This is a genomic window from Cupriavidus sp. HMR-1, assembly GCF_000319775.1.
Classification (GTDB): domain Bacteria; phylum Pseudomonadota; class Gammaproteobacteria; order Burkholderiales; family Burkholderiaceae; genus Cupriavidus; species Cupriavidus metallidurans.
Window position 1 is genome coordinate 39,552 of sequence record NZ_ANKP01000042.1, and the last position, 20,751, is coordinate 60,302.

17 protein-coding genes are annotated in these 20,751 nt (G+C 63.9%); 16 read left to right on the forward strand and 1 reads right to left on the reverse strand.

What is annotated here, in order from left to right:
• Positions 1–39 precede the first annotated feature (39 nt).
• The 11 genes from pilM to D769_RS05910 all read left to right on the forward strand — a co-directional run bounded on the left by pilM (position 40) and on the right by D769_RS05910 (position 15,674).
• A complete protein-coding gene (pilM, locus tag D769_RS05860) occupies positions 40–1,110 on the forward strand; it encodes a type IV pilus assembly protein PilM (RefSeq protein WP_029308627.1) in 1,071 nt (356 codons plus the stop codon).
• Between the two features lie 17 nt (positions 1,111–1,127).
• A complete protein-coding gene (locus D769_RS05865; RefSeq protein WP_008643010.1) occupies positions 1,128–1,772 on the forward strand; it encodes a PilN domain-containing protein in 645 nt (214 codons plus the stop codon).
• 2 nt (positions 1,773–1,774) lie between these two features.
• Entirely contained in the window at positions 1,775–2,446 is a 672-nt protein-coding gene (pilO, locus tag D769_RS05870; protein ID WP_008643011.1) for a type 4a pilus biogenesis protein PilO, read from the forward strand.
• A gap of 23 nt (positions 2,447–2,469) precedes the next feature.
• On the forward strand, positions 2,470–2,982 hold the full coding sequence (locus tag D769_RS05875) for a pilus assembly protein PilP (RefSeq protein WP_008643012.1): 513 nt from the start codon (positions 2,470–2,472) through the stop codon (positions 2,980–2,982).
• Complete coding sequence (locus D769_RS05880) at positions 2,979–5,111, forward strand: type IV pilus secretin PilQ (RefSeq protein ID WP_008643013.1); 2,133 nt, start codon at positions 2,979–2,981, stop codon at positions 5,109–5,111. Before D769_RS05875 ends, D769_RS05880 begins: the two co-directional genes overlap by 4 nt.
• Positions 5,112–5,369: 258 nt before the next feature.
• Positions 5,370–5,930 carry a shikimate kinase gene (locus tag D769_RS05885; protein WP_051068992.1) on the forward strand — a complete coding sequence of 187 codons (561 nt, stop codon included), beginning with the start codon at positions 5,370–5,372 and terminating at the stop codon, positions 5,928–5,930.
• Positions 5,927–7,033: a 3-dehydroquinate synthase gene (aroB, locus tag D769_RS05890; protein ID WP_008643015.1), complete on the forward strand. Its 1,107-nt coding sequence runs from the start codon at positions 5,927–5,929 to the stop codon at positions 7,031–7,033. Before D769_RS05885 ends, aroB begins: the two co-directional genes overlap by 4 nt.
• Before the next feature lie 53 nt (positions 7,034–7,086).
• Positions 7,087–8,235 (forward strand): deoxyguanosinetriphosphate triphosphohydrolase, encoded by a 1,149-nt coding sequence (locus tag D769_RS05895; RefSeq protein WP_008643017.1) that lies wholly within the window; start codon positions 7,087–7,089, stop codon positions 8,233–8,235.
• Between the two features lie 86 nt (positions 8,236–8,321).
• Positions 8,322–9,065, forward strand: coding sequence for a transposase (locus D769_RS05900; protein ID WP_008643018.1), 744 nt, complete (start codon positions 8,322–8,324; stop codon positions 9,063–9,065).
• Between the two features lie 366 nt (positions 9,066–9,431).
• Positions 9,432–14,099, forward strand: a complete 4,668-nt coding sequence (locus tag D769_RS05905) for a glutamate synthase-related protein (RefSeq protein ID WP_224446166.1) — start codon at positions 9,432–9,434, stop codon at positions 14,097–14,099.
• A gap of 111 nt (positions 14,100–14,210) precedes the next feature.
• Positions 14,211–15,674 carry a glutamate synthase subunit beta gene (locus tag D769_RS05910; RefSeq protein WP_008643022.1) on the forward strand — a complete coding sequence of 488 codons (1,464 nt, stop codon included), beginning with the start codon at positions 14,211–14,213 and terminating at the stop codon, positions 15,672–15,674.
• Positions 15,675–15,775: 101 nt separating this feature from the next.
• Here the strand turns inward: D769_RS05910 and D769_RS05915 are convergent, their stop codons facing one another.
• Complete coding sequence (locus tag D769_RS05915; RefSeq protein ID WP_008643026.1) at positions 15,776–16,285, reverse strand: GNAT family N-acetyltransferase; 510 nt, start codon at positions 16,283–16,285, stop codon at positions 15,776–15,778.
• A gap of 172 nt (positions 16,286–16,457) precedes the next feature.
• Between D769_RS05915 and D769_RS05920 the strand changes: the two genes are divergently transcribed.
• From D769_RS05920 to D769_RS05940, 5 genes are all read left to right on the forward strand, one after another.
• Positions 16,458–17,576 carry a tripartite tricarboxylate transporter substrate binding protein gene (locus D769_RS05920; protein ID WP_035881105.1) on the forward strand — a complete coding sequence of 373 codons (1,119 nt, stop codon included), beginning with the start codon at positions 16,458–16,460 and terminating at the stop codon, positions 17,574–17,576.
• 134 nt (positions 17,577–17,710) lie between these two features.
• On the forward strand, positions 17,711–18,562 hold the full coding sequence (locus D769_RS05925) for an ABC transporter ATP-binding protein (protein ID WP_040010903.1): 852 nt from the start codon (positions 17,711–17,713) through the stop codon (positions 18,560–18,562).
• Positions 18,559–19,335, forward strand: a complete 777-nt coding sequence (mlaE, locus tag D769_RS05930) for a lipid asymmetry maintenance ABC transporter permease subunit MlaE (RefSeq protein ID WP_008643032.1) — start codon at positions 18,559–18,561, stop codon at positions 19,333–19,335. The genes D769_RS05925 and mlaE overlap by 4 nt, the downstream gene beginning before the upstream one ends.
• Positions 19,336–19,370: 35 nt before the next feature.
• Complete coding sequence (gene mlaD, locus D769_RS05935; protein WP_008643034.1) at positions 19,371–19,910, forward strand: outer membrane lipid asymmetry maintenance protein MlaD; 540 nt, start codon at positions 19,371–19,373, stop codon at positions 19,908–19,910.
• On the forward strand, positions 19,907–20,707 hold the full coding sequence (locus D769_RS05940) for a VacJ family lipoprotein (RefSeq protein ID WP_008643036.1): 801 nt from the start codon (positions 19,907–19,909) through the stop codon (positions 20,705–20,707). The genes mlaD and D769_RS05940 overlap by 4 nt, the downstream gene beginning before the upstream one ends.
• Positions 20,708–20,751: the final 44 nt, after the last annotated feature.

Below are 20,751 nucleotides of genomic sequence, written 5' to 3' on the forward strand. Positions count from 1 at the left end.
GAGTTCAAATGTCAGGGGGTCACCTTGCGACGGGGCATCTTGTCGGGTCTTCTACGCCGGACTACGGTCGGCGTAGATATTGGGTCGTCTAGCGTCAAGGTCGTGGAGCTGTCCGTCGGGGCAGGCAGAAACGACTTCAGGCTGGAAAAATGCGCCAGCGAATTGCTGGATCGCAACGCCGTTGCCGATGGCAACGTGGTCAACATCGAGGCCGTGGGTATCGCGCTGAAGCGCGCGCTCGGCAAGGCTGGCATCCGCACGAAGGAAGTCGTGCTCGGCGTGCCGTCTATGCTGACGGAGTCCCAGACGGTCAGTCTTCCGGACAATCTCTCGGAAGACGAACTCTATTCCCAGGTCGAATCCGAGGCGCACCGCCTCTATCCGCCTTCGCAGGCGGTCAACTTCGACTTTGCGGTGATTGGTCCCAGCGAAACCGAAGGCGGCATCGGCGTGCGTGTCACGGCCGCCAATAGCGATCGCGTTCAGGAGCGCGTGACGGCCGCCGAGATGGCTGGCCTGAAGCCTCAGGTGATGGACGTCGAAGAGTACGCCGTGCAGCGCTCGATCGTGCAGATGCTCGGCGTGCCAGAAGGTCTCTCGGAAGCCGATGCCAAGGACCTCCCGGTTGTGGCGGTCGTCCATCTTGGCGGTAGCCGCTCCAAGGCGATCTTCTACCAGGGCTGGAAGGAACTGTACGAGCAGCCACTGAACAGCTACGGCGATCAGCTCACCCAGAGCGCCGCGCGCATGTTCACGCTCGATGCGCTCAAGGCCGAAATCAAGAAGCGCAAGAACACGCTGCCGGAGTCGTGGCGCGCGCAACTGCTCAAGCCGTCGCTCGAGGCGCTGGCCATGGAAGTGCAGGGCGCCATCGGCAACTTCATCGCCAGTTCCAGCCTTGGCCGTGTGGACGAGATCCTGCTTTCGGGCGGACATGCGTCCCTGCTCGGCGTGCAGGCGGCTATCCAGCAACAGACACAGATCACGACGACGCTGGCCAATCCTTTCGCAAACATGATGACCGCAGGCAAGGTCAACGAGCGCTATCTCCAGCGTGACCTGCCTGCGTACATCGTCAGTGCGGGACTGGCGCTGCGCGGTTTGCAATAACCCACCGGGGGGCAAGCATGTCCACGACGACGAATTCCATTCCGTCGGTCAACCTGCTGCCGTATCACGAGGCGCGCAAGGCGGCCCGGCGGAAGAAGGTCTACACGATGCTGGGCGGAGCAGCGGGCGCGGGGGCGCTCGTGGTTCTGATCGGCGGTTTCTATATCGACTCGCAGATCGATGCCGTCGCGGCACGCAATCAGGTGCTGAAGACGGAAAACGCCAGCATGGATGCGACGATCAGCAGGGTCAACTCGCTGAAGAAGGACATCGAGGCACTGCTGGATCGCCAACGCGCGATCGAGAGCCTTCAGGCGCAGCGAAACCTGCCCGTGCAACTGCTCGAGGAGCTCGTGCGTCAGGTGCCGGAAGGCGTCTACCTGTCCAGCCTCAAGCAGACCGGTGACAAGTTCGTGATGACCGGCGTTGCGCAGTCCAACGAACGAGTGTCCGAGCTGTTGCGCAACATCAGCCAGGTGACCTGGCTCGACCAGGCGGATCTGGTGGAGTCCAAGGCCATCACCATGACCAACAACCTGCGCGAACAGCGCCGGTTGTTCGAATTCTCGATGCGCTTTTCCTATCGCGCGCCGGAAGTCCCGGGCGACAAGAAAAAGGGCGCCTCCGACGCCGCGGGCATGCCCGCTGGTCGAAAGGTCTGATCATGGCGCTCAATACCGAAATCTCCCTGCAGGACCTGACCGCGCAGTTCCGTGGCCTGAACCTGAACGAGCCGGAGACCTGGCCGACGGCGCCGCGCGTGGCCTTCTCCGCGCTTGCCGCCGCCATCGTGCTGGCGCTCGGCTGGCAGTTCTACTGGAGCGACAAGAGCGACGATCTGGACCGCAAGCGCGCCGAGCAGGAAACGCTGAAGCAGCAGTTCCAGACCAAGGTGGCGCAGGTTGCGAACCTCGACGCGCTGGTCGCGCAGAAGGCCGAGGTCGAAAAGCGCGTAGCGCTTGCCGAGCACCAACTGCCGAACAGCACCGAGATGGATGCGCTGCTGGCCGATGTGAACCACGCCGGCGTGGCGCGCGGACTGCAGTTCGAACTGTTCAAGCCTCAGCCAGCCACGATCAAGGCGTACTACGCCGAAATTCCGGTCAACCTGAAAGTGACGGGCCGCTACCACGATGTCGCGCTCTTTAACGCCGACGTGGCGGCACTCTCGCGGATTGTTTCGATGGGGAACCTGAACATGTCGGTGAGCAAGGACGGCACGCTATCAATGGAAGCTGTCGCCATGGCCTACCGCGCATTGGATCCCGACGAGCAGGCCGCGCAGCGCAAGGCAGCCGCGGACGCCGCGAAGAAGGCCAAGGGAGGTGCCAAGTGAGCCGCCTGACCCGACGCCCCCCCATGGCCCTGCGCGCAGTGGCGGTTGCGGCATTGGCCGTTGTCGCCCTGGCCGGTTGCGGTGCAGGCGAGGATGAACACCTCCAGCAATGGATGGCGCAGACGCGCGCGGCAAAGGTGCCGCCGCCTGAGCCGTTGCCCGAGGTCAAGCCCTATGAGCCGCGCCAGTATGCGGGCACCAAATCTCCCGAGCCCTTCGCGCAGACGAAGATCGGCGAGTTGAACAAGGCGATGTCGGAGTCGCCGGAGGCCGGACGGCGGCACGAGCCCCTTGAAGACTATCCGCTGGAGAACTTCAAGATGCTCGGGATGCTGAAGAAAAACGGCGAGACCTACGGTGTCGTACGCGTAGATAACAAGATCCATCACGTAAAGGTGGGTCAGTATCTCGGCCAGAACTATGGCCGGGTGGTCCGCATCACCGATCAGGAGATCGTGCTGCGCGAATTGGTCCGGGAAGGGGTCTCAGAGTGGAAAGAGAAAATGACCAGCCTGAAGCTGGAGGCATCGGCATGATCACGGCACGATGGGTCAAGGCGCTCGCGGGCGCGGCAACGATGGTGCTGGTGCTCGCCTCTCCGGCGGCGCTGGCGCAGAACAACCAGGTCAAGCAGATGGAAGCCAACGTGCTTGGCGAGCAGACCGTATTCACGATCGATCTGCAGGGACCATTGGCGCAGAAACCGGCGGACTTCACCACGCAGAATCCGGCGAAGATCGCGATCGACTTCTTCGACACGGGCTTCGCGGCGGGGCGCGCCCAGTACGAGTACGGCGGCAAGGTGCTCAAGAGCGCCAACGTGATGCAGATCGGGGACCGCACACGTGTGGTGCTGAACCTGAGCCGGTCGACGACATACCGCACCGAGGTGCGTGGTAACCAGTTCGTGGTGATGCTGGACAACGTCCAGCAGGCCGCAACTGGCGCGGTGCCGACGTTCGCGCCGGCGACGACGATGCCGACATCGGCGATGGCAGCGAATCGTCCGTCGATTCGGAACATCGATTTCCGTCGCGGGGGCGATGGCGCCGGGCGTGTGGTGGTGGATCTCTCGTCGCGTGATTCGGGCATCAACATCGCGCAGCAGGGCCAGAACCTCGTGGTCGACTTCATGGGCACGTCAGTGCCGGCCGATCTGCGCCGCCGCTTCGATGTGACGGATTTCGGCACGCCGATCCAGAGTATGCGTGCGAGCGATGCCAATGGCAGCGCGAAACTGACGATCGAGCCGCGTGGCAACTGGGAGTACAGCTCGTACCAGACGGACAACCAGTTCGTGGTGGAGGTACGGCAGGTCAAGGATGACCCGAACAAGCTGATCGCGGGCCAAGGCTTCCGCGGCGAGCGGCTGTCCCTGAACTTCCAGAACATTGACATCCGCTCGCTGCTGCAGGTGTTCGCGGACTTCACGAACCTGAACATCATCACGAGCGACACGGTCCAGGGCAACCTGACGCTGCGCCTGAAGGATGTGCCGTGGGACCAGGCGCTGCAGATCGTGATGGATTCGAAGGGCCTGGCCTCGCGCCGCAACGGCAATGTGCTGTGGGTGGCGCCCAAGGCGGAACTGGCGACCAAGGAGAAGCTCGAACTCGAGGCGATGCAGCAGATCAACGAACTCGAACCGATCCGCAGCCAGGTGTTCCAGCTCAACTACCAGCGTGCCGATGACGTTCGCAAGATGTTGCTGGGCATGGTTACAGGCACTGCCGGGGCGGCAGGTGCGATGCCGATGCCGGTTGGTGGCGCGGCAGGCATGATGGGCGCGACGCGGATGCTGTCCAAGCGCGGTTCGCTGACAGCGGATCCCCGCACGAACCAGCTGTTTGTGTCCGATGTATCGAGCAAGCTGGAGGAAGTGCAGATCTTCCTGCAGAAGATCGATATCCCGGTGCGGCAGGTGATCATCGAGGCACGCATCGTAGAGGCTAGCGATACCTTTAGCCGGAACCTCGGTGTGAAGCTCGGCTTTGCGTTGCCGAAGTCCGGCAGCTCGCTGAGCACCAACTACGGCAACTCGCTGCCGAATGCCACGAACGACGGTACCCCGGCACTGAGCCTGCCTGCCGCAGCCATCAACAGCGTGAACCCGGCTACGGCGGCATTCAGTATCTTCAACGCTGCTGCAGGCCGATTCCTGGATCTGGAACTGTCCGCACTGGAAGCCGACGGCAAGGGCAAGATCATCTCGAGCCCGCGCGTCGTGACGGCCAACAACATCAAGGCACTGATCGAGCAGGGTACCGAACTGCCGTACCAGTCGGCCACCTCCAGCGGCGCGACCTCGGTGCAGTTCCGCAAGGCCAACCTGAAGCTTGAAGTCACGCCGCAGATCACGCCGGAAGGCAATGTGCTGCTGGACGTCGATGTGAACAAGGACAGCGTCGGTATCCGGACGGACAACGGCTTCGCCATCGACACCAAGCACGTGCAGACGCAGGTGCTGGTGGAGAATGGCGGCACGGTCGTAATCGGCGGTATCTATAGCCAAGAAGAGTCCAATACCGTGAACAAGGTACCTTGGCTGGGCGACCTCCCGGTGCTTGGCAACTTCTTCAAGAACAACGCCAAGGTCAATAACCGGACCGAACTGCTGGTGTTCCTGACGCCGCGTGTCCTGAACGATAACGTGTCGCTCAAATAACGCCGGCCGGGTGCAGCAGGGGGGCCGGATGCAGTAGACTGGCAGGCCGCGTCGCAAAGCGACGCGGCCTTTTTCTATTTGGCGGCAACGTTGGCGGCTCTGAGGGTCGGCCAGGACCAGCGCGGCGGGATGATGCACAATGGCGTATGCATCACGCCCCTTGCGGGTTCCCGGCCTGACGCGGGTGCCCGCCGCCTTATTGTGCAAGACCTCAGTCCAGTGACAGCCAATCGCCCGAATATCTTCTTTGTTGGCCTGATGGGCGCCGGCAAGACCACCGTCGGCCGCACCGTGGCCCGTCGTCTCAACTATCCGTTCTTCGATTCCGATCATGAACTTGAGGCGCGCTGCGGGGTGCGAATCCCGATAATTTTCGAGCATGAGGGCGAAGCGGGGTTCCGTGATCGCGAGGCCCAGGTGATTGCCGAGCTGACCGGGCGCAGTGGCATCGTGCTGGCCACGGGCGGCGGCGCGGTGCTCCGCGAGGTCAACCGCGCAGCGCTGAAGGCCAATGGCACCGTGGTCTATCTGCGCGCCAGCCCGCACGATCTGTGGCTGCGCACGCGGCATGACCGCAACCGACCGCTCCTGCAGACGGAGGATCCGAAGGGCCGCCTCGAGGCACTCTATGCCGAGCGCGATCCGCTCTATCGCGAGGTGGCGGACTTCATTATCGAAACCGGCAAGCCGACCGTGGCGCAGCTTGCTAATATGGTTCTTATGCAACTTGAAATGGCCGGTTTTGTGTTTCCGCCCGCGGAAATCGTGCCCGAATCCGCCGAGGATGACGGGCCGCCGGCGCAGGACACCCACTCATGATCACGCTTGAAGTCGATCTCGGGACGCGTAGTTACCCGATCCACATTGGCAGCGGCCTGCTGGACCGCGCCGACCTGCTGGCCCCGCATGTGCGCGGCCAGCATGCCGTCATTGTCACCAACGAGACCGTGGGCCCGCTGTACGCGGCGCGCGTCGAAGCCGTGCTTGCCGGCCTTGGCAAGACCGTGCGCACCGTGGTGCTGCCGGACGGCGAGCGCTTCAAGCACTGGGAAACGCTGAACCTGATTTTCGATGCGCTGCTCCAGGCAGGGGCCGACCGCAAGACCACGCTGATCGCGCTGGGCGGCGGGGTGGTGGGAGACATGACCGGGTTTGCCGCCGCCTGCTACATGCGCGGCGTGCCGTTCGTGCAGATGCCGACCACGTTGCTGTCGCAAGTCGACTCGTCGGTGGGCGGCAAGACCGGCATCAATCATCCGCTCGGCAAGAACATGATCGGCGCGTTCCACCAGCCCAACGCGGTGATCGCCGACATCGACACGCTGCGCACGTTGCCCCCGCGCGAACTGGCGGCAGGCATGGCCGAGGTCATCAAGCATGGGGCAATCGCTGACGCCGACTACTTCGCCTGGATCGAGGACCATATCGCCGGGCTGAACGCCTGCGACACCGGCCTGATGACCGAAGCGGTGCGCCGCTCCTGCGAGATCAAGGCTGCCGTGGTGGCGCAGGACGAACGTGAAGGCGGCTTGCGCGCGATTCTCAATTTCGGCCATACGTTTGGTCACGCGATCGAAGCCGGCATGGGCTATGGCGAATGGCTGCATGGCGAGGCGGTGGGCTGTGGCATGGTGATGGCCGCGGACCTCTCGCACCGGCTCGGCTTCATCGACGTCGAGACGCGCGCCCGCATTCGCACGCTGACGCAGGCGGCGATGTTGCCGGTGGTGGCGCCGGATCTGGGTATTGATCGCTATATCGAGTTGATGAAGGTGGACAAGAAGGCCGAAGCGGGCAGCATCAAGTTCATCCTGCTGCGCAAGCTGGGTTCCGCCTTCATTACCACCGTGCCGGACGCGGACCTGCGCGAGACGCTGCGTCACGCGGTATTGAAACCTCCCACCGAGGCCCCGGTCGCCTGAGCGAACGGTTATGCCTCGCAGCCCTGACCCTGTAACGGATAACGGATTGCCGCATGACCGCCCTGTCGACCGATCTTGAAGCCCACCTTGCTCCGTACGCCGCCCACTCCGCGCAGACGCGCGGACGGGTACACGCGGAGCCGGCCTCGTCCTCCCGCAGCGAGTTCCAGCGCGACCGCGACCGTGTGATCCACAGTACCGCGTTCCGGCGGCTCGAGTACAAGACCCAGGTCTTCGTGAATCATGAGGGCGATCTGTTCCGGACGCGGCTGACCCATAGCCTGGAAGTCGCGCAGATCGCGCGGTCGATCGCGCGCAACCTGCGCCTCAACGAGGATCTGGTCGAGGCGATCTCGCTGGCCCACGATCTCGGCCACACACCGTTCGGCCATGCCGGGCAGGACGCGCTGAATGGCTGCATGAAGAACCACGGCGGATTCGAGCACAACCTGCAAAGCCTGCTGGTGGTGGACGAACTGGAAGAGCGCTACGGCGGCTTCAATGGCCTGAACCTGACCTTCGAGACGCGCGAAGGGATTCTCAAGCACTGCTCGCGTGTCAACGCGGCGGGGCTCGGCGAGCTGGGACGCCGCTTCCTGCAGGGCACGCAGCCGTCGCTCGAGGCCCAACTGGCCAACCTGGCCGATGAGATCGCCTACAACAATCACGATATCGACGATGGCCTGCGATCGGGGTTGCTGACCCTGGAGCAGCTCGACGAGGTGCCCATGTGGGGTCGCCACCGTGCCGAAGTGGCCGAGGCGTTCCCGGAGATCAATGGGCGCCGGGCAATCAACGAGACCGTTCGGCGCATGATCAATACGCTGATCGTCGACCTGATCGAGACCACCAGTCGCAACATTGCCACCGCCAATCCAAAGTCGATCGATGCGGTGCGCGCCGCTGGCCCGCTGGTGTCCTTTAGTCCCAAGGTGCATGAGGAAGCCGCAGCCCTCAAGCGCTTCCTGTTCCGCCACCTGTATCGCCACTATCTGGTGATGCGGATGTCGGCCAAGGCCCAGCGGATCATCTCGGACCTGTTCACGGCCTTTATGCAGGATTCCCGCCTGTTGCCGCCGCAATATCAGGCAGGCCACGGGGCGGACCAGCCGCGCCTGATCGCGCATTACATCGCGGGCATGACTGACCGGTACGCCATCCGCGAGCACCGGCGGATTTTCGCCGTCAGCGAGAGCAACTAGGCAGGCAGCGGGTGGGCAATTAGCGCCCACCAATAAACGGGGACAGATCCGCGTATCATTGCGCCATCGTTTCAGCAGGATGTTCGATGGCTCGTCTTCCCCGCTTCTCTCCCGCCGGCCTGCCGGCCCTCGTGTTGCAACGCGGCAACAATCGTCAGCCTGTGTTTCTGGGTCCGGACGACTATCTGCATTACCTCGACTGCCTGCGCATGGCCGCGCGCGAGCATGACGTCGCAGTCCACGCCTACGTTCTGCGTCCGAACCATATTCACCTGGTTGCCACGCCCAAGGGCGCTGACTCGCTGAGCCTGACGATGCAGGCTGTCGGACGTCGCTACGCGCGCCATTTCAACCGTGCGGCCAGCCGTACCGGCACCCTTTGGGAAGGGCGCTTCCGCTCGGCCGTGATCGAGCCAGGCGCCTGGCTGCTGCCGGCCATGATCTACGTGGAGTCCAACGCCACGCGCGCGGGCGATGCAGCGACATTGGAGGCGGATCGCTGGAGTAGCTATCGCCATCACATCGGTATTGAGGCGAGCCCGCTTGTGAGTGATCACTCTATTTACTGGGAGCTTGGCAATACGCCATTCGAGCGGCAGTCCAATTACCGCGCGCTGGCGCTGGAAGGGTTGTCCGGCAAGACGCTGGCGACGTTGCAGAAACATGCGCACAGCGGCTGGCCGTTAGGCGACGATGCCTTCCTGGCGCAGCTCGAACGCCATGCCACGCGACGCATTCATCCGCTGCCGAAAGGACGTCCCCGAAAATCCACCGAATCCGAGAGCGAGCGCACAGGCGATACAGAGGATTTTGACAGCGCACCAACATGATGCATTTGTGCGCCATAAATAATGTGTCCCCAATTAAATTGTGCGCCGAGATGGTGAGAAATTTAATGTGTTCTGACCCCATTTAATTTTTTTGCAAGGGCTCGGACGATTCTTTTATAGTTGCTCCACCCACAGTCATTGTGCGGCGCGTCACGCTCGTGTACGCCGCTGCGGTCCCGCTGTCTGACATCGTTGCTCGAAGAAGCACGTACACAGCCATCCCGTTCGGTCTGCCTTGCTGGCTGCGCAGCCTTCACCGGAATTCAGCCCGTGGACCACTCGCAACAATCCTCCGAAATCGCCGCCCGCCCGCAGGCTCAGGGCCTGTATGACCCGTCCAACGAGCACGATGCCTGCGGCGTCGGCATGGTGGCTCACATCAAGGGCAAGAAATCCCACGAAATCATCTCGCAGGGTCTGAAGATCCTCGAGAACCTGGACCACCGCGGTGCCGTGGGCGCCGACGCGCTGATGGGCGATGGCGCCGGTATCCTGATCCAGATCCCGGATCAGTTCTACCGCGAGGAAATGGCCAAGCAGGGCGTGACCCTGCCGCCCGCCGGCGAATACGGCGTGGGCATGATCTTCCTGCCTAAGGAACACGCTTCGCGCCTGGCCTGCGAGCAGGAACTCGAACGCACCGTGCGCCTGGAAGGCCAGGTCGTGCTGGGTTGGCGTGATGTGCCGGTGGACGCGAACATGCCGATGTCCCCGACCGTGCGCAAGACCGAGCCGGTGATCCGCCAGATCTTCATCGGTCGTGGCCGCGACATCATGACCACGGACGCGCTGGAACGTAAGCTCTACGTCATCCGCAAGACCGCCAGCCACGCCATCCAGGCCCTCAAGCTCAAGCACGGCAAGGAATACTTCGTGCCGTCGATGTCGGCCCGTACCGTCGTGTACAAGGGTCTGCTGCTGGCCAACCAGGTGGGCGAGTACTACCTGGATCTGCTGGACGCCCGCGCCGTGTCGGCCCTGGCCCTGGTCCACCAGCGCTTCTCGACCAATACGTTCCCGGCCTGGGAACTGGCCCACCCGTACCGCATGGTCGCCCACAACGGCGAAATCAACACGGTGAAGGGCAACGTGAACTGGGTGAACGCCCGTACCGGCGCGATCTCGTCGCCGGTGCTCGGCGACGACCTGCCCAAGCTCTGGCCGCTGATCTACCCGGGTCAATCGGATACGGCATCGTTCGACAACTGCCTCGAACTGCTGACAATGGCCGGTTACCCGCTCGTCCACGCGATGATGATGATGATCCCGGAAGCTTGGGAACAGCACACGCTGATGGACGACAACCGTCGTGCCTTCTACGAGTACCACGCCGCGATGATGGAGCCGTGGGACGGCCCGGCGGCGATCTGCTTCACCGACGGTCGGCAGATCGGCGCGACGCTGGACCGTAACGGTCTGCGTCCGGCCCGCTTCTACGTGACCGAAGACGATTTCGTCGTGCTGGCGTCGGAAGCCGGCGTGCTGCCGTTCCCCGAGTCGCGCATCGTCCAGAAGTGGCGTCTGCAGCCGGGCAAGATGTTCCTGATCGACATGGAGCAGGGTCGCATCATCGACGACAAGGAACTCAAGGACAACCTGGCCAACGCCAAGCCGTACAAGAGCTGGATCGACGCCGTGCGCATCAAGCTCGACGAGCTCGAGGCCAAGGCCGAGGATGTAGCTGCCGAGAAGAAGCCGGTGGCGCGTCTGCTCGACCGCCAGCAGGCGTTCGGCTACACGCAGGAAGACGTCAAGTTCCTGATGGCCCCGATGGCCCTGGCCGGTGAGGAAGCCACGGGCTCGATGGGCAATGACTCGCCGCTGGCTGTGCTGTCGTCGAAGAACAAGACGCTCTACAACTACTTCAAGCAGCTGTTCGCCCAGGTGACCAACCCGCCGATCGACCCGATCCGCGAGAACATGGTGATGTCGCTGGTGTCGTTCATCGGTCCGAAGCCGAACCTGCTGGAACTGAACAACATCAACCCGCCGATGCGCCTCGAAGTGTCCCAGCCCGTGCTGGACTTCAAGGACATCGCCAAGATCCGCAACATCGAGCACTACACCGGTGGCAAGTTCCGTTCGTACGAACTGAACATCTGCTACCCGGTGGCGTGGGGCAAGGAAGGCATCGAGGCCCGCCTGGCGTCGCTGTGCGCGGAAGCCGTGGACGCGGTGCGTTCGGGCTACAACATCCTGATCGTGACGGACCGTCGCGTGGACGATGGGCAGGTGGCCATTCCCGCGCTGCTGGCCACGTCGGCCATCCACCATCACCTGGTCGAGAAGGGCCTGCGCACGTCGGCCGGCCTGGTCGTGGAAACGGGTTCGGCCCGCGAAGTGCACCACTTCGCGCTGCTGGCCGGCTATGGCGCCGAAGCCGTGCACCCGTACCTGGCGATGGAAACGCTGGCCGACATGGCCTCGGGCCTGTCGGGTGACCTGTCGCCGGAAAAGGCTGTCAAGAACTTCGTCAAGGCGATCGGCAAGGGCCTGCACAAGGTGATGTCGAAGATGGGCATCTCCACGTACATGTCGTACACGGGCGCCCAGATCTTCGAAGCCATCGGCCTGTCGCGCGAACTGGTGCAGAAGTACTTCCACGGTACGCCGTCGAACGTCGAAGGCATCGGCATCTTCGAGGTGGCTGAGGAAGCGCTGCGCCTGCATCGCGACGCGTTTGGCAGCAACCCCGTGCTGGAAAACATGCTCGAAGCCGGCGGCGAATACGCATTCCGTATCCGCGGTGAAGAACACATGTGGACTCCGGACTCGATCGCCAAGCTCCAGCACTCGGTGCGCGCCGACGATGGCAAGGGCCAGTACCAGACGTACAAGGAATACGCGAACATCATCAACGACCAGAGCCGCCGTCACATGACGCTGCGTGGCCTGTTCGAGTTCAAGGTCGATCCGGCCCGCGCCATTCCGCTGGAAGAAGTGGAATCGGCCAAGGACATCGTCAAGCGTTTCGCCAGCGGCGCCATGTCGCTGGGTTCGATCTCGACTGAAGCCCACACGACGCTGGCCGTGGCGATGAACCGCATCGGCGGCAAGTCGAACACCGGCGAAGGCGGCGAGGACGAGAAGCGCTATCGCAACGAACTGCGCGGCATCCCCATCAAGCAGGGCGACACGCTCAAGGGCCTGCTGGGCGATGGCGTGATCGAGCGCGACCTGGAACTGAAGGCGGGCGATTCGCTGCGCTCGAAGATCAAGCAGGTGGCCTCGGGCCGTTTCGGCGTGACCGCCGAATACCTGGCATCGGCCGACCAGATCCAGATCAAGATGGCCCAGGGCGCCAAGCCCGGCGAAGGCGGTCAGTTGCCCGGCCACAAGGTCTCGGACTACATCGGCAAGCTGCGTTACTCGGTGCCGGGCGTGGGTCTGATCTCGCCGCCGCCGCACCACGACATCTACTCGATCGAGGATCTGGCACAGCTGATCCACGACCTGAAGAATGTGAACCCGGTGTCGGACATCTCGGTCAAGCTCGTGTCCGAAGTGGGCGTGGGTACCGTGGCTGCTGGCGTGGCCAAGGCCAAGGCCGATCACGTGGTGATCGCCGGCCATGACGGCGGCACCGGCGCATCGCCGCTGTCGTCGATCAAGCACGCTGGCACGCCGTGGGAACTGGGTCTGGCCGAGACGCAGCAAACGCTGATGCTGAACGGCCTGCGCAACCGTATCCGCGTGCAAGCCGACGGTCAGATGAAGACCGGCCGCGACGTCGTGATCGGCGCGCTGCTGGGCGCTGACGAGTTCGGTTTTGCTACCGCGCCGCTGGTTGCCGAAGGCTGCATCATGATGCGCAAGTGCCATCTGAACACCTGCCCGGTGGGCGTGGCCACGCAAGATCCGGCGCTGCGCAAGAAATTCCAGGGCAAGCCCGAGCACGTTGTGAACTTCTTCTTCTTCGTTGCGGAAGAGGCACGCGAGATCATGGCGCAACTGGGTATCCGCACGTTCGACGAACTGATCGGCCGCGCCGACCTGCTCGACATGCGCGCCGGTATCGAACACTGGAAGGCGCGTGGCCTGGACTTCGGCCGCATCTTCTACCAGCCGCCGTTCCCGGCCGACGTGCCGCGCTACCACACCGACGTGCAGGATCACGGCCTGTCGGCGGAAGCCGGCAAGGCGCTCGACCACGTGCTGATCGCCAAGGCGCGTCCGGCCATCGACAAGGGCGAACGCGTGTCGTTCATCCAGCCGGTGAAGAACGTGAACCGTACGGTTGGCGCGATGCTGTCCGGCGTGATCGCCAAGCAGCACGGCCACGAAGGCCTGGCCGACGACACGATCCACATCCAGTTCCAGGGTACCGCCGGCCAGTCGTTTGCCGCGTTCCTGGCACATGGCATCACGATGGATCTGGTGGGTGACGCCAACGACTACGTGGGCAAGGGCCTGTCGGGCGGCCGCGTGATCGTGCGCGCTCCGCACGAGTTCCGTGGCGATCCGACCCGCAACATCATCGTCGGCAACACGGTGCTGTACGGCGCCATCGCTGGCGAAGCCTTCTTCAATGGCGTGGGCGGCGAGCGCTTCGCGGTGCGTAACTCGGGTGCCACGGCTGTCGTGGAAGGCACGGGCGACCACGGTTGCGAGTACATGACCGGCGGTACCGTCGTGGTGCTGGGTGGCACGGGCCGTAACTTCGCGGCCGGCATGTCCGGTGGCGTGGCCTACGTCTACGACGAGGATGGCCTGTTCGACAAGCGCTGCAACACGTCGATGGTGGCGCTCGAGGCGGTGCTGGCTTCGGCCGACCAGGAGAAGGGCCAGCCCAAGGCGCAGTGGCACAAGTTCGGTGGCGAGCGCACGGCCGATGAAGTCATCCTGCGCAACCTGATCGAGCAGCACTTCCGCTACACCGGTTCGGAGCGCGCCAAGGCGCTGCTGGCGGACTGGACCACCGCACGCCGCAAGTTCGTCAAGGTCTTCCCGACCGAGTACAAGCGCGCGCTGGGCGAGATGTACGCGAAGGAACAGGCCGCGCGCGACAACGATCGCGAGGCAGTGGCCGCCTGATCGGTAGCCCCACGAGATGGCGCCGCGGCCAGGTTCGCGGCGCCGACAAGATACTGACCCCACGCGAGGCCGGCCCGGCCGCCTCGCGCCAAGCAAGACCAAGGATGCAACATGGGTAAGGCGACTGGCTTTCTCGAATTTGCGCGCCAGAACGAAGGCTACGAACCCGTAGTCAAGCGCGTGAAGCACTACAAGGAATTCGTGTTCGCGCTGTCGGACAGCGAGGCGAAGATTCAGGGTGCGCGCTGCATGGACTGCGGTATCCCGTTCTGCAACAACGGCTGCCCGGTCAACAACATCATTCCGGACTTCAACGACCTCGTGTATCGCCAGGACTGGAAGTCGGCGATCGAAGTCCTGCACCAGACCAACAACTTCCCCGAGTTCACGGGCCGCATCTGCCCGGCACCGTGCGAAGCTGCCTGCACGCTGGGCATCAACGAGTTGCCGGTTGGCATCAAGTCGATCGAGCACGCGATCATCGACAAGGCCTGGGAAGAGGGCTGGGTTCAGCCGCAGGTGCCTGCGCACAAGACCGGCAAGACCGTCGCTGTCGTGGGTTCGGGCCCTGCCGGCATGGCGGCCGCCCAGCAACTGGCGCGCGCCGGCCACGCTGTGACCGTGTTCGAGAAGAATGACCGCATCGGCGGCCTGCTCCGCTACGGCATTCCCGACTTCAAGATGGAGAAGAGCCTGATCGACCGCCGCATCGAGCAGATGCAGGCCGAAGGCGTGACCTTCCGCGCTGGCGTGATGGTGACCGACGGCGCGCTGCCGGCTGGCATCAAGAACTACGCTCGCGAGACGATCTCGGCCCAGGCGCTGATGGAGCAGTTCGACGCCGTGGTACTGGCCGGTGGCGCCGAAGTGCCGCGCGACCTGCCCGTGCCGGGCCGCGATCTGGCCGGCGTGCACTACGCGCTGGAGTTCCTGATCCCGCAGAACAAGGAAGTGGCGGGCGATGGCGTCAACGAGATTCGTGCCGAAGGCAAGCACGTTATCGTGATCGGTGGTGGCGATACGGGTTCGGACTGCGTGGGCACGTCGAACCGCCACGGCGCCACCTCGGTGACGCAATTCGAACTGCTGCCGCAGCCGCCGGAAGAAGAGAACAAGCCGCTGGTGTGGCCGTACTGGCCGATCAAGATGCGCACGTCGTCGTCGCACGACGAAGGCTGCTCGCGTGACTGGTCGGTGGCCACCAAGGAACTGGTCGGCGAGAACGGCAAGGTCAAGGCACTGAAGGCCTGCCGCGTCGAATGGAAGGACGGCAGGATGCAGGAAGTGCCGGGCAGCGAGTTCGTGCTGCAGGCCGACCTGGTGCTGCTGGCCATGGGCTTCACGAACCCGGTTGGCTCGATGCTCGAAGCGTTCGGTGTCGACACGGATGCGCGCAAGAACGCCAAGGCATCGACCGAAGGCGATCGCGCTTACTACACCAACGTGCCGAAGGTGTTCGCCGCTGGTGACGTGCGCCGTGGTCAGTCGCTCGTGGTGTGGGCCATCCGCGAAGGCCGCCAGGCTGCCCGTTCGGTGGACGCGTTCCTGATGGGCCATTCGACCCTGCCGCGCTGATCCGTAGCGTCGGGTTCAAAAGCAAAAGCAAAACCCCCCGCAAGTGCGAACTTGCGGGGGGTTTTGTTTGTGGCTGGGTCGAGAGTAGTGGGGTGGTCGTTCTAAAGCCGACACCCCATCAACACGGCGTCATCCCCGTAGTCAGCCAGCTTCTCCGCATACTCGTCAGCGGTGATCGTCGCGTACCCAAGCCTGCGCCACCACACGGCCGCCGACTGCACGGCGATCAGGCGCGACGACCGCAAGCCATCCGCCAGCGCGGCATCGCGCGCCGCCGCGTAAAGCCGTTGCGCCAGACCCATTCCCCGGCCGACCGGCGCCACCGCCATGTCATGCACGAACCAGGTGAGCGCCGCCCCCGGCATCCAGTCGCGCGCCAGCACGCCATCAAGGGGCGGTAGCGCGTCTTCGGGCCAGGGGTGCGTGAACAGGTACGCCGCCAGTGCGCCATCCGGCAGGGCGGCTGCCCAGCAAGTGTCGGGGGATAGCGCCAGCCGGCTGGCGAGGGCATCGGAGGATTCGAGCAGCATGTCGCCGTAGCACTGCGCCTGGACGGCAAGCACGGCGGGCATGTCGGCGACCGCTAAGGGACGCAGGACGATTTCAGGCATCCGTCGATTATAAATGGGCTCACATTGGGGTCCTCCCGGACAGCGTTTACGTGGTCTGTGCTGGCCGGGAGCATGTCTCTACAATGGCCCGAAACGATAACGAAGAAACTGCCTCGAATCCCTTTCAGCCGATTTGGAGCCGTCGCCTTGTGTGGCGGACCGGAGGAAATTGATGTCCGAAGTGCGCAAATCGAAGCGACTTTGGCGAGGTATAGCGAAGTTGCCAAAACTTGCTGCCATCCTGGCAGTTCTGCGGTGCGGGCCGCGGAGCGCCATATCGTGGGGCCTGGTTGCCTGTGCCGCGAGCACGGCGACGGCTCTCGCGCAACCGCCCGCCATCGCGCAGCTGGCAAGCATTCCCAGCGCCGGTCGTTCGGAGATGAGTCGTCCGGTGTCATTTCCGGCACGTCCCATCAGGATGATCGTTCCGTTTCCTGCGGGCGGTGTGTCCGACGCCGTCGCGCGGCTGCTGGCCGAGCGGCTGTCGGCTCGGCTCGGCGTGCCGATCGAGGTCGACAATCGTCCCGGAGCCTCGGGCACCATGGCTGGCGATGTGGTGGCGAAGGCAAGCTCCGATGGCCACACGTTGCTGTTCCATCAGGCCAACATGCTGATCCAGCCTGGTCTGGAGCCTGTGCCATACGATGTCATTCGAGACTTCGTGCCGGTGGGCCGTGTGGCGACAATGCCGCTGTTCCTGGTCATCGACGGTCGCCTGCCCATGCAGACGCCCCAGCAGTGGGCCACCGCGGTACGTTCGAATCCGGGCTCCTACAGCTATGGCTACGGCCAGCCCGGCAGTCCATCTCACCTGTATGCCGAGTACGCCGTGCGGGGGCTCCCGAATGCGGTCCCGCTGGTAACGGCCAAGGGCGAGAGTGCCGTGGTGCAGGAAATGCTGGCCGGCCGCATCAGCGCTTGCTTTTGCTCGTACGTATCGATCCAGCAACACATCCGCTCGGGTGCGCTGCGCATGATCGCCGTGACCGGTGTGGCGCGTTCGCCGCTTGCGCCGCAGGTGCCAACGCTGCAGGAGTCGGGCATCGAAGGCTATGCCGCCGCCGCGTGGTATGGCGTGATGGTGCCGGCGAAGACGCCGCGGGCGATTGTGGCCAGGCTGGCGAATGAACTCGACAACGTCACCGAGGAACGCGAAGTGCGCGCCCGGATGCTTGCCGCGGGCCTCACGCCGATGCAGGACTCGCCTGAGGCATTCGCCACGGCCATCCGCTCCGAATCGACCCAGTGGCAGGCCATCCTGCGTCAGACAGGGCAACACGGCGATCCCTGAAATGTCTTCTGCCAAGCGAAGATACTTCTCTTAACGATTGTTATCGTTTCCGGAACAGTGCGGTCACCATTTGGAACCGGCGCTGGGTAGGTACTAGCCCTTATAATGGCGGACTGTCCAAAAACGGTGACAATGTGACCGCTACTGTGCCGAACCCTTCTGGCCAAGTATTTGCTGGCCCGAATGTTGTCGAACTCGCGGATGTCGATTTTGCATACGCGGTTGGCGACAAGCCCATCCTTTCCGGCCTTTCCATGCGCTTTCCGCGCGGGAAGGTGGTGGCCGTCATGGGTGGCTCCGGCTGTGGCAAGACCACGGTCATGCGCCTCATCGGCGGCATGGTGCGCCCGCAGCGCGGCAGCGTCACTTTCAACGGTGCCGACATCGACGCCATGGACCAGAAGGGCCTGTATGCGGTCCGGCGACAGATGGGAATGCTGTTCCAGTTTGGCGCGCTGTTCACTGACTTGTCGGTATTCGACAACGTTGCATTTCCGCTGCGCGAACACACCGATCTGCCGGAGTCGATGATCCGGGATCTGGTGCTGATGAAGCTCAACGCAGTGGGGCTGCGCGGCGCACGCGACCTCATGCCCGCGCAGATTTCGGGCGGCATGGCGCGACGCGTGGCGCTAGCCCGCGCCATAGCGCTGGACCCCGCGCTACTGATGTACGACGAGCCGTTCGCCGGCCTCGACCCGATCTCGCTCGGCCTGACCGCAAGCCTGATCCGGAATCTCAACGACGCGCTCGGCGCGACCACGATCATCGTCTCGCATGACGTGAACGAGACATTCCTGATCGCCGATTACGTTTATTTCATCGCCAACGGCCGTATCGCGGCGGAAGGCACGCCCGAGGCGATGCGCGGCTCGGATGATCCATTCGTGCGCCAGTTCGTTCACGCCGAGGTGGACGGTCCAGTGCCGTTCCACTATGCCGGTCCGGCACTGGCCGATGATTTCGGCGTAGGAGGCGCGAAGTGAACGGCTTCTTTACCTCGATTGGCTCGACGGTACGCCAGTTCGTCGGCGGCCTGGGTCATGCCTCGCGCATGTTCCTGACGATGCTGGCGCTTTCGCCCGCGCTGTTGCGCCGCTTCCGGCTGGTGACCGACCAGGTGTTCTTCGTCGGCAACCTTTCGCTCGTGATCATCGCGGTGTCGGGCTTGTTCGTCGGGTTTGTGCTGGGTCTGCAGGGCTACTACACGCTGAACCGCTTCGGTTCGGAGCAGGCGCTGGGCCTTCTGGTAGCCCTGTCGCTGGTGCGCGAGCTGGGCCCGGTGGTGGCGGCGCTGCTGTTCGCTGGCCGCGCTGGCACGTCGCTGACGGCCGAAATCGGCCTGATGAAGGCCGGCGAGCAACTCAGCGCCATGGAGATGATGGCCGTGAACCCGCTGCAGCGCGTGATCGCCCCGCGTTTCTGGGCCGGCGTGATCGCCATGCCAGTGCTGGCCACGATCTTCAGCGCCCTGGGTGTCCTGGGTGGCTACCTGGTCGGCGTGCAACTGATTGGTGTGGACGCCGGCGCATTCTGGTCGCAGATGCAGAACGGCGTCGATGTGCGCGCGGACGTGCTCAACGGCGTGATCAAGAGCTTTATTTTCGGTATCACCGTGACGTTCATCGCGCTGTATCAAGGTTTCGAAGCCAAGCCGACCCCGGAGGGCGTATCGCGCGCCACCACGCGTACCGTAGTACTGGCCTCGCTGGCCGTGCTGGGACTGGATTTCCTGCTGACCGCGCTGATGTTCAGCTAGGCCAGCCGCACCGATCGCATGAGAAAGAGAATCGCATGAAGAAGACTACGCTCGATTACTGGGTAGGGGTGTTCGTGGTACTGGGCTTTGCCGCGCTGCTGTTCCTGGCGCTCAAGGCCGGCAACATGAGCAGCTTCTCGTTCCAGGAGACCTACACGGTTACCGCGCAGTTCGACAACATCGGCGGACTGAAGCCGCGCGCGCCGATCAAGAGCGCGGGGGTGGTGGTTGGCCGCGTCGCATCCATCCGCCTCGACGACAAGAACTACATGGCCACGGTGGAGCTGAACCTCGACAAGCGCTACCAGTTTCCGAAGGACACGTCGGCCAAGATCCTGACGTCGGGCCTGCTTGGCGAGCAGTACATCGGCCTCGAGGCCGGTGGCGACACGGCGATGCTGGCGCAGGGTGGCAAGATCACGATGACCCAGTCGGCGGTGGTGCTTGAAAACCTGATCGGCCAGTTCCTCTACAACAAGGCGGCCGATGCCGGCGCCGGTGGCGGATCGACGTCGTCAGGCTCGGGCGCCGCGGCGCTGCCTGCAGCGCCCGGTACTGGCGGGAGCGGCAAATGATGGTCTTGCAGCGCCTGGCCGTTGCATCGCTGGCGGCGCTTGCCCTGGCGGGTTGCGCAACGGGCCCGAACGCGAATCCCGCGGATCCGCTCGAGCCGTTCAACCGCGGCGTCAGCACGTTCAACGACAAGCTCGACACCTATGCGCTGAAACCGGTGGCCACGGTTTATTCGGACTACACACCGACGCCGGTGCAGATTGCGGTCGGCAATTTCTTCTCGAACGTCAGTGACGTCTACTCCGCGGCGAACAATCTGCTGCAGGGCAAGCCGTCGCGCGCGGCAGAGGACACGATGCGCGTGGCGATCAACAGTGTGCTCGGCATCGGGGGCCTGATCGATATCGCCACGCCGGCCGGCCTGCCGAAGTACAAGGAAGACTTCGGCCAGACCATGGGCGTGTGGGGTGTGCCTGCGGGGCCGTACCTGGTGCTGCCGCTTTTCGGGCCGAGCAGCGTGCGGGATACCGCAGGCATGATCGTGGACCGCTTCTCGGACCCGACCACCTATATCTCGCCCTGGTACGCCGGCCTGGGCCTGCAAACCGTCCGCGTGATCGACACGCGCGCGCAATTGCTTGGCGCGTCGAGCCTGATCGAGGCGGCGGCGCTGGACCGTTATTCGTTCCTGCGCGATTCATACCTGCAGCGGCGCAACTACCTGATTCACGACGGTGAGGTGCCGGACAAGGATGGGGGCGCGCCGGACGAAAAGCAGGACGACAACAGCGCGCCCGCGCAGCCATCCGCACCGGCGCCTGCCACGCCCACAACCCCAGCAAGTCCGAAGGCGGGTTGATTGCCCCGCCAGGCCAGTGCTGACAACGACCTGTGTCGCCTGTG

What these genes read in the sequence shown, in the direction of transcription:
- D769_RS05865 (WP_008643010.1), top strand. Translation starts at nt 1,128, where the DNA reads ATGTCCACGACGACGAATTCCATTCCGTCGGTCAACCTGCTGCCGTAT.
- pilO (WP_008643011.1), top strand. Translation starts at nt 1,775, where the DNA reads ATGGCGCTCAATACCGAAATCTCCCTGCAGGACCTGACCGCGCAGTTC.
- D769_RS05875 (WP_008643012.1), top strand. Translation starts at nt 2,470, where the DNA reads ATGGCCCTGCGCGCAGTGGCGGTTGCGGCATTGGCCGTTGTCGCCCTG.
- D769_RS05880 (WP_008643013.1), top strand. Translation starts at nt 2,979, where the DNA reads ATGATCACGGCACGATGGGTCAAGGCGCTCGCGGGCGCGGCAACGATG.
- D769_RS05885 (WP_051068992.1), top strand. Translation starts at nt 5,370, where the DNA reads ATGGGCGCCGGCAAGACCACCGTCGGCCGCACCGTGGCCCGTCGTCTC.
- aroB (WP_008643015.1), top strand. Translation starts at nt 5,927, where the DNA reads ATGATCACGCTTGAAGTCGATCTCGGGACGCGTAGTTACCCGATCCAC.
- D769_RS05895 (WP_008643017.1), top strand. Translation starts at nt 7,087, where the DNA reads ATGACCGCCCTGTCGACCGATCTTGAAGCCCACCTTGCTCCGTACGCC.
- D769_RS05900 (WP_008643018.1), top strand. Translation starts at nt 8,322, where the DNA reads ATGGCTCGTCTTCCCCGCTTCTCTCCCGCCGGCCTGCCGGCCCTCGTG.
- D769_RS05905 (WP_224446166.1), top strand. Translation starts at nt 9,432, where the DNA reads ATGGTGGCTCACATCAAGGGCAAGAAATCCCACGAAATCATCTCGCAG.
- D769_RS05910 (WP_008643022.1), top strand. Translation starts at nt 14,211, where the DNA reads ATGGGTAAGGCGACTGGCTTTCTCGAATTTGCGCGCCAGAACGAAGGC.
- D769_RS05915 (WP_008643026.1), bottom strand. Translation starts at nt 16,285, where the DNA reads ATGCCTGAAATCGTCCTGCGTCCCTTAGCGGTCGCCGACATGCCCGCC.
- D769_RS05920 (WP_035881105.1), top strand. Translation starts at nt 16,458, where the DNA reads ATGTCCGAAGTGCGCAAATCGAAGCGACTTTGGCGAGGTATAGCGAAG.
- mlaD (WP_008643034.1), top strand. Translation starts at nt 19,371, where the DNA reads ATGAAGAAGACTACGCTCGATTACTGGGTAGGGGTGTTCGTGGTACTG.
- D769_RS05940 (WP_008643036.1), top strand. Translation starts at nt 19,907, where the DNA reads ATGATGGTCTTGCAGCGCCTGGCCGTTGCATCGCTGGCGGCGCTTGCC.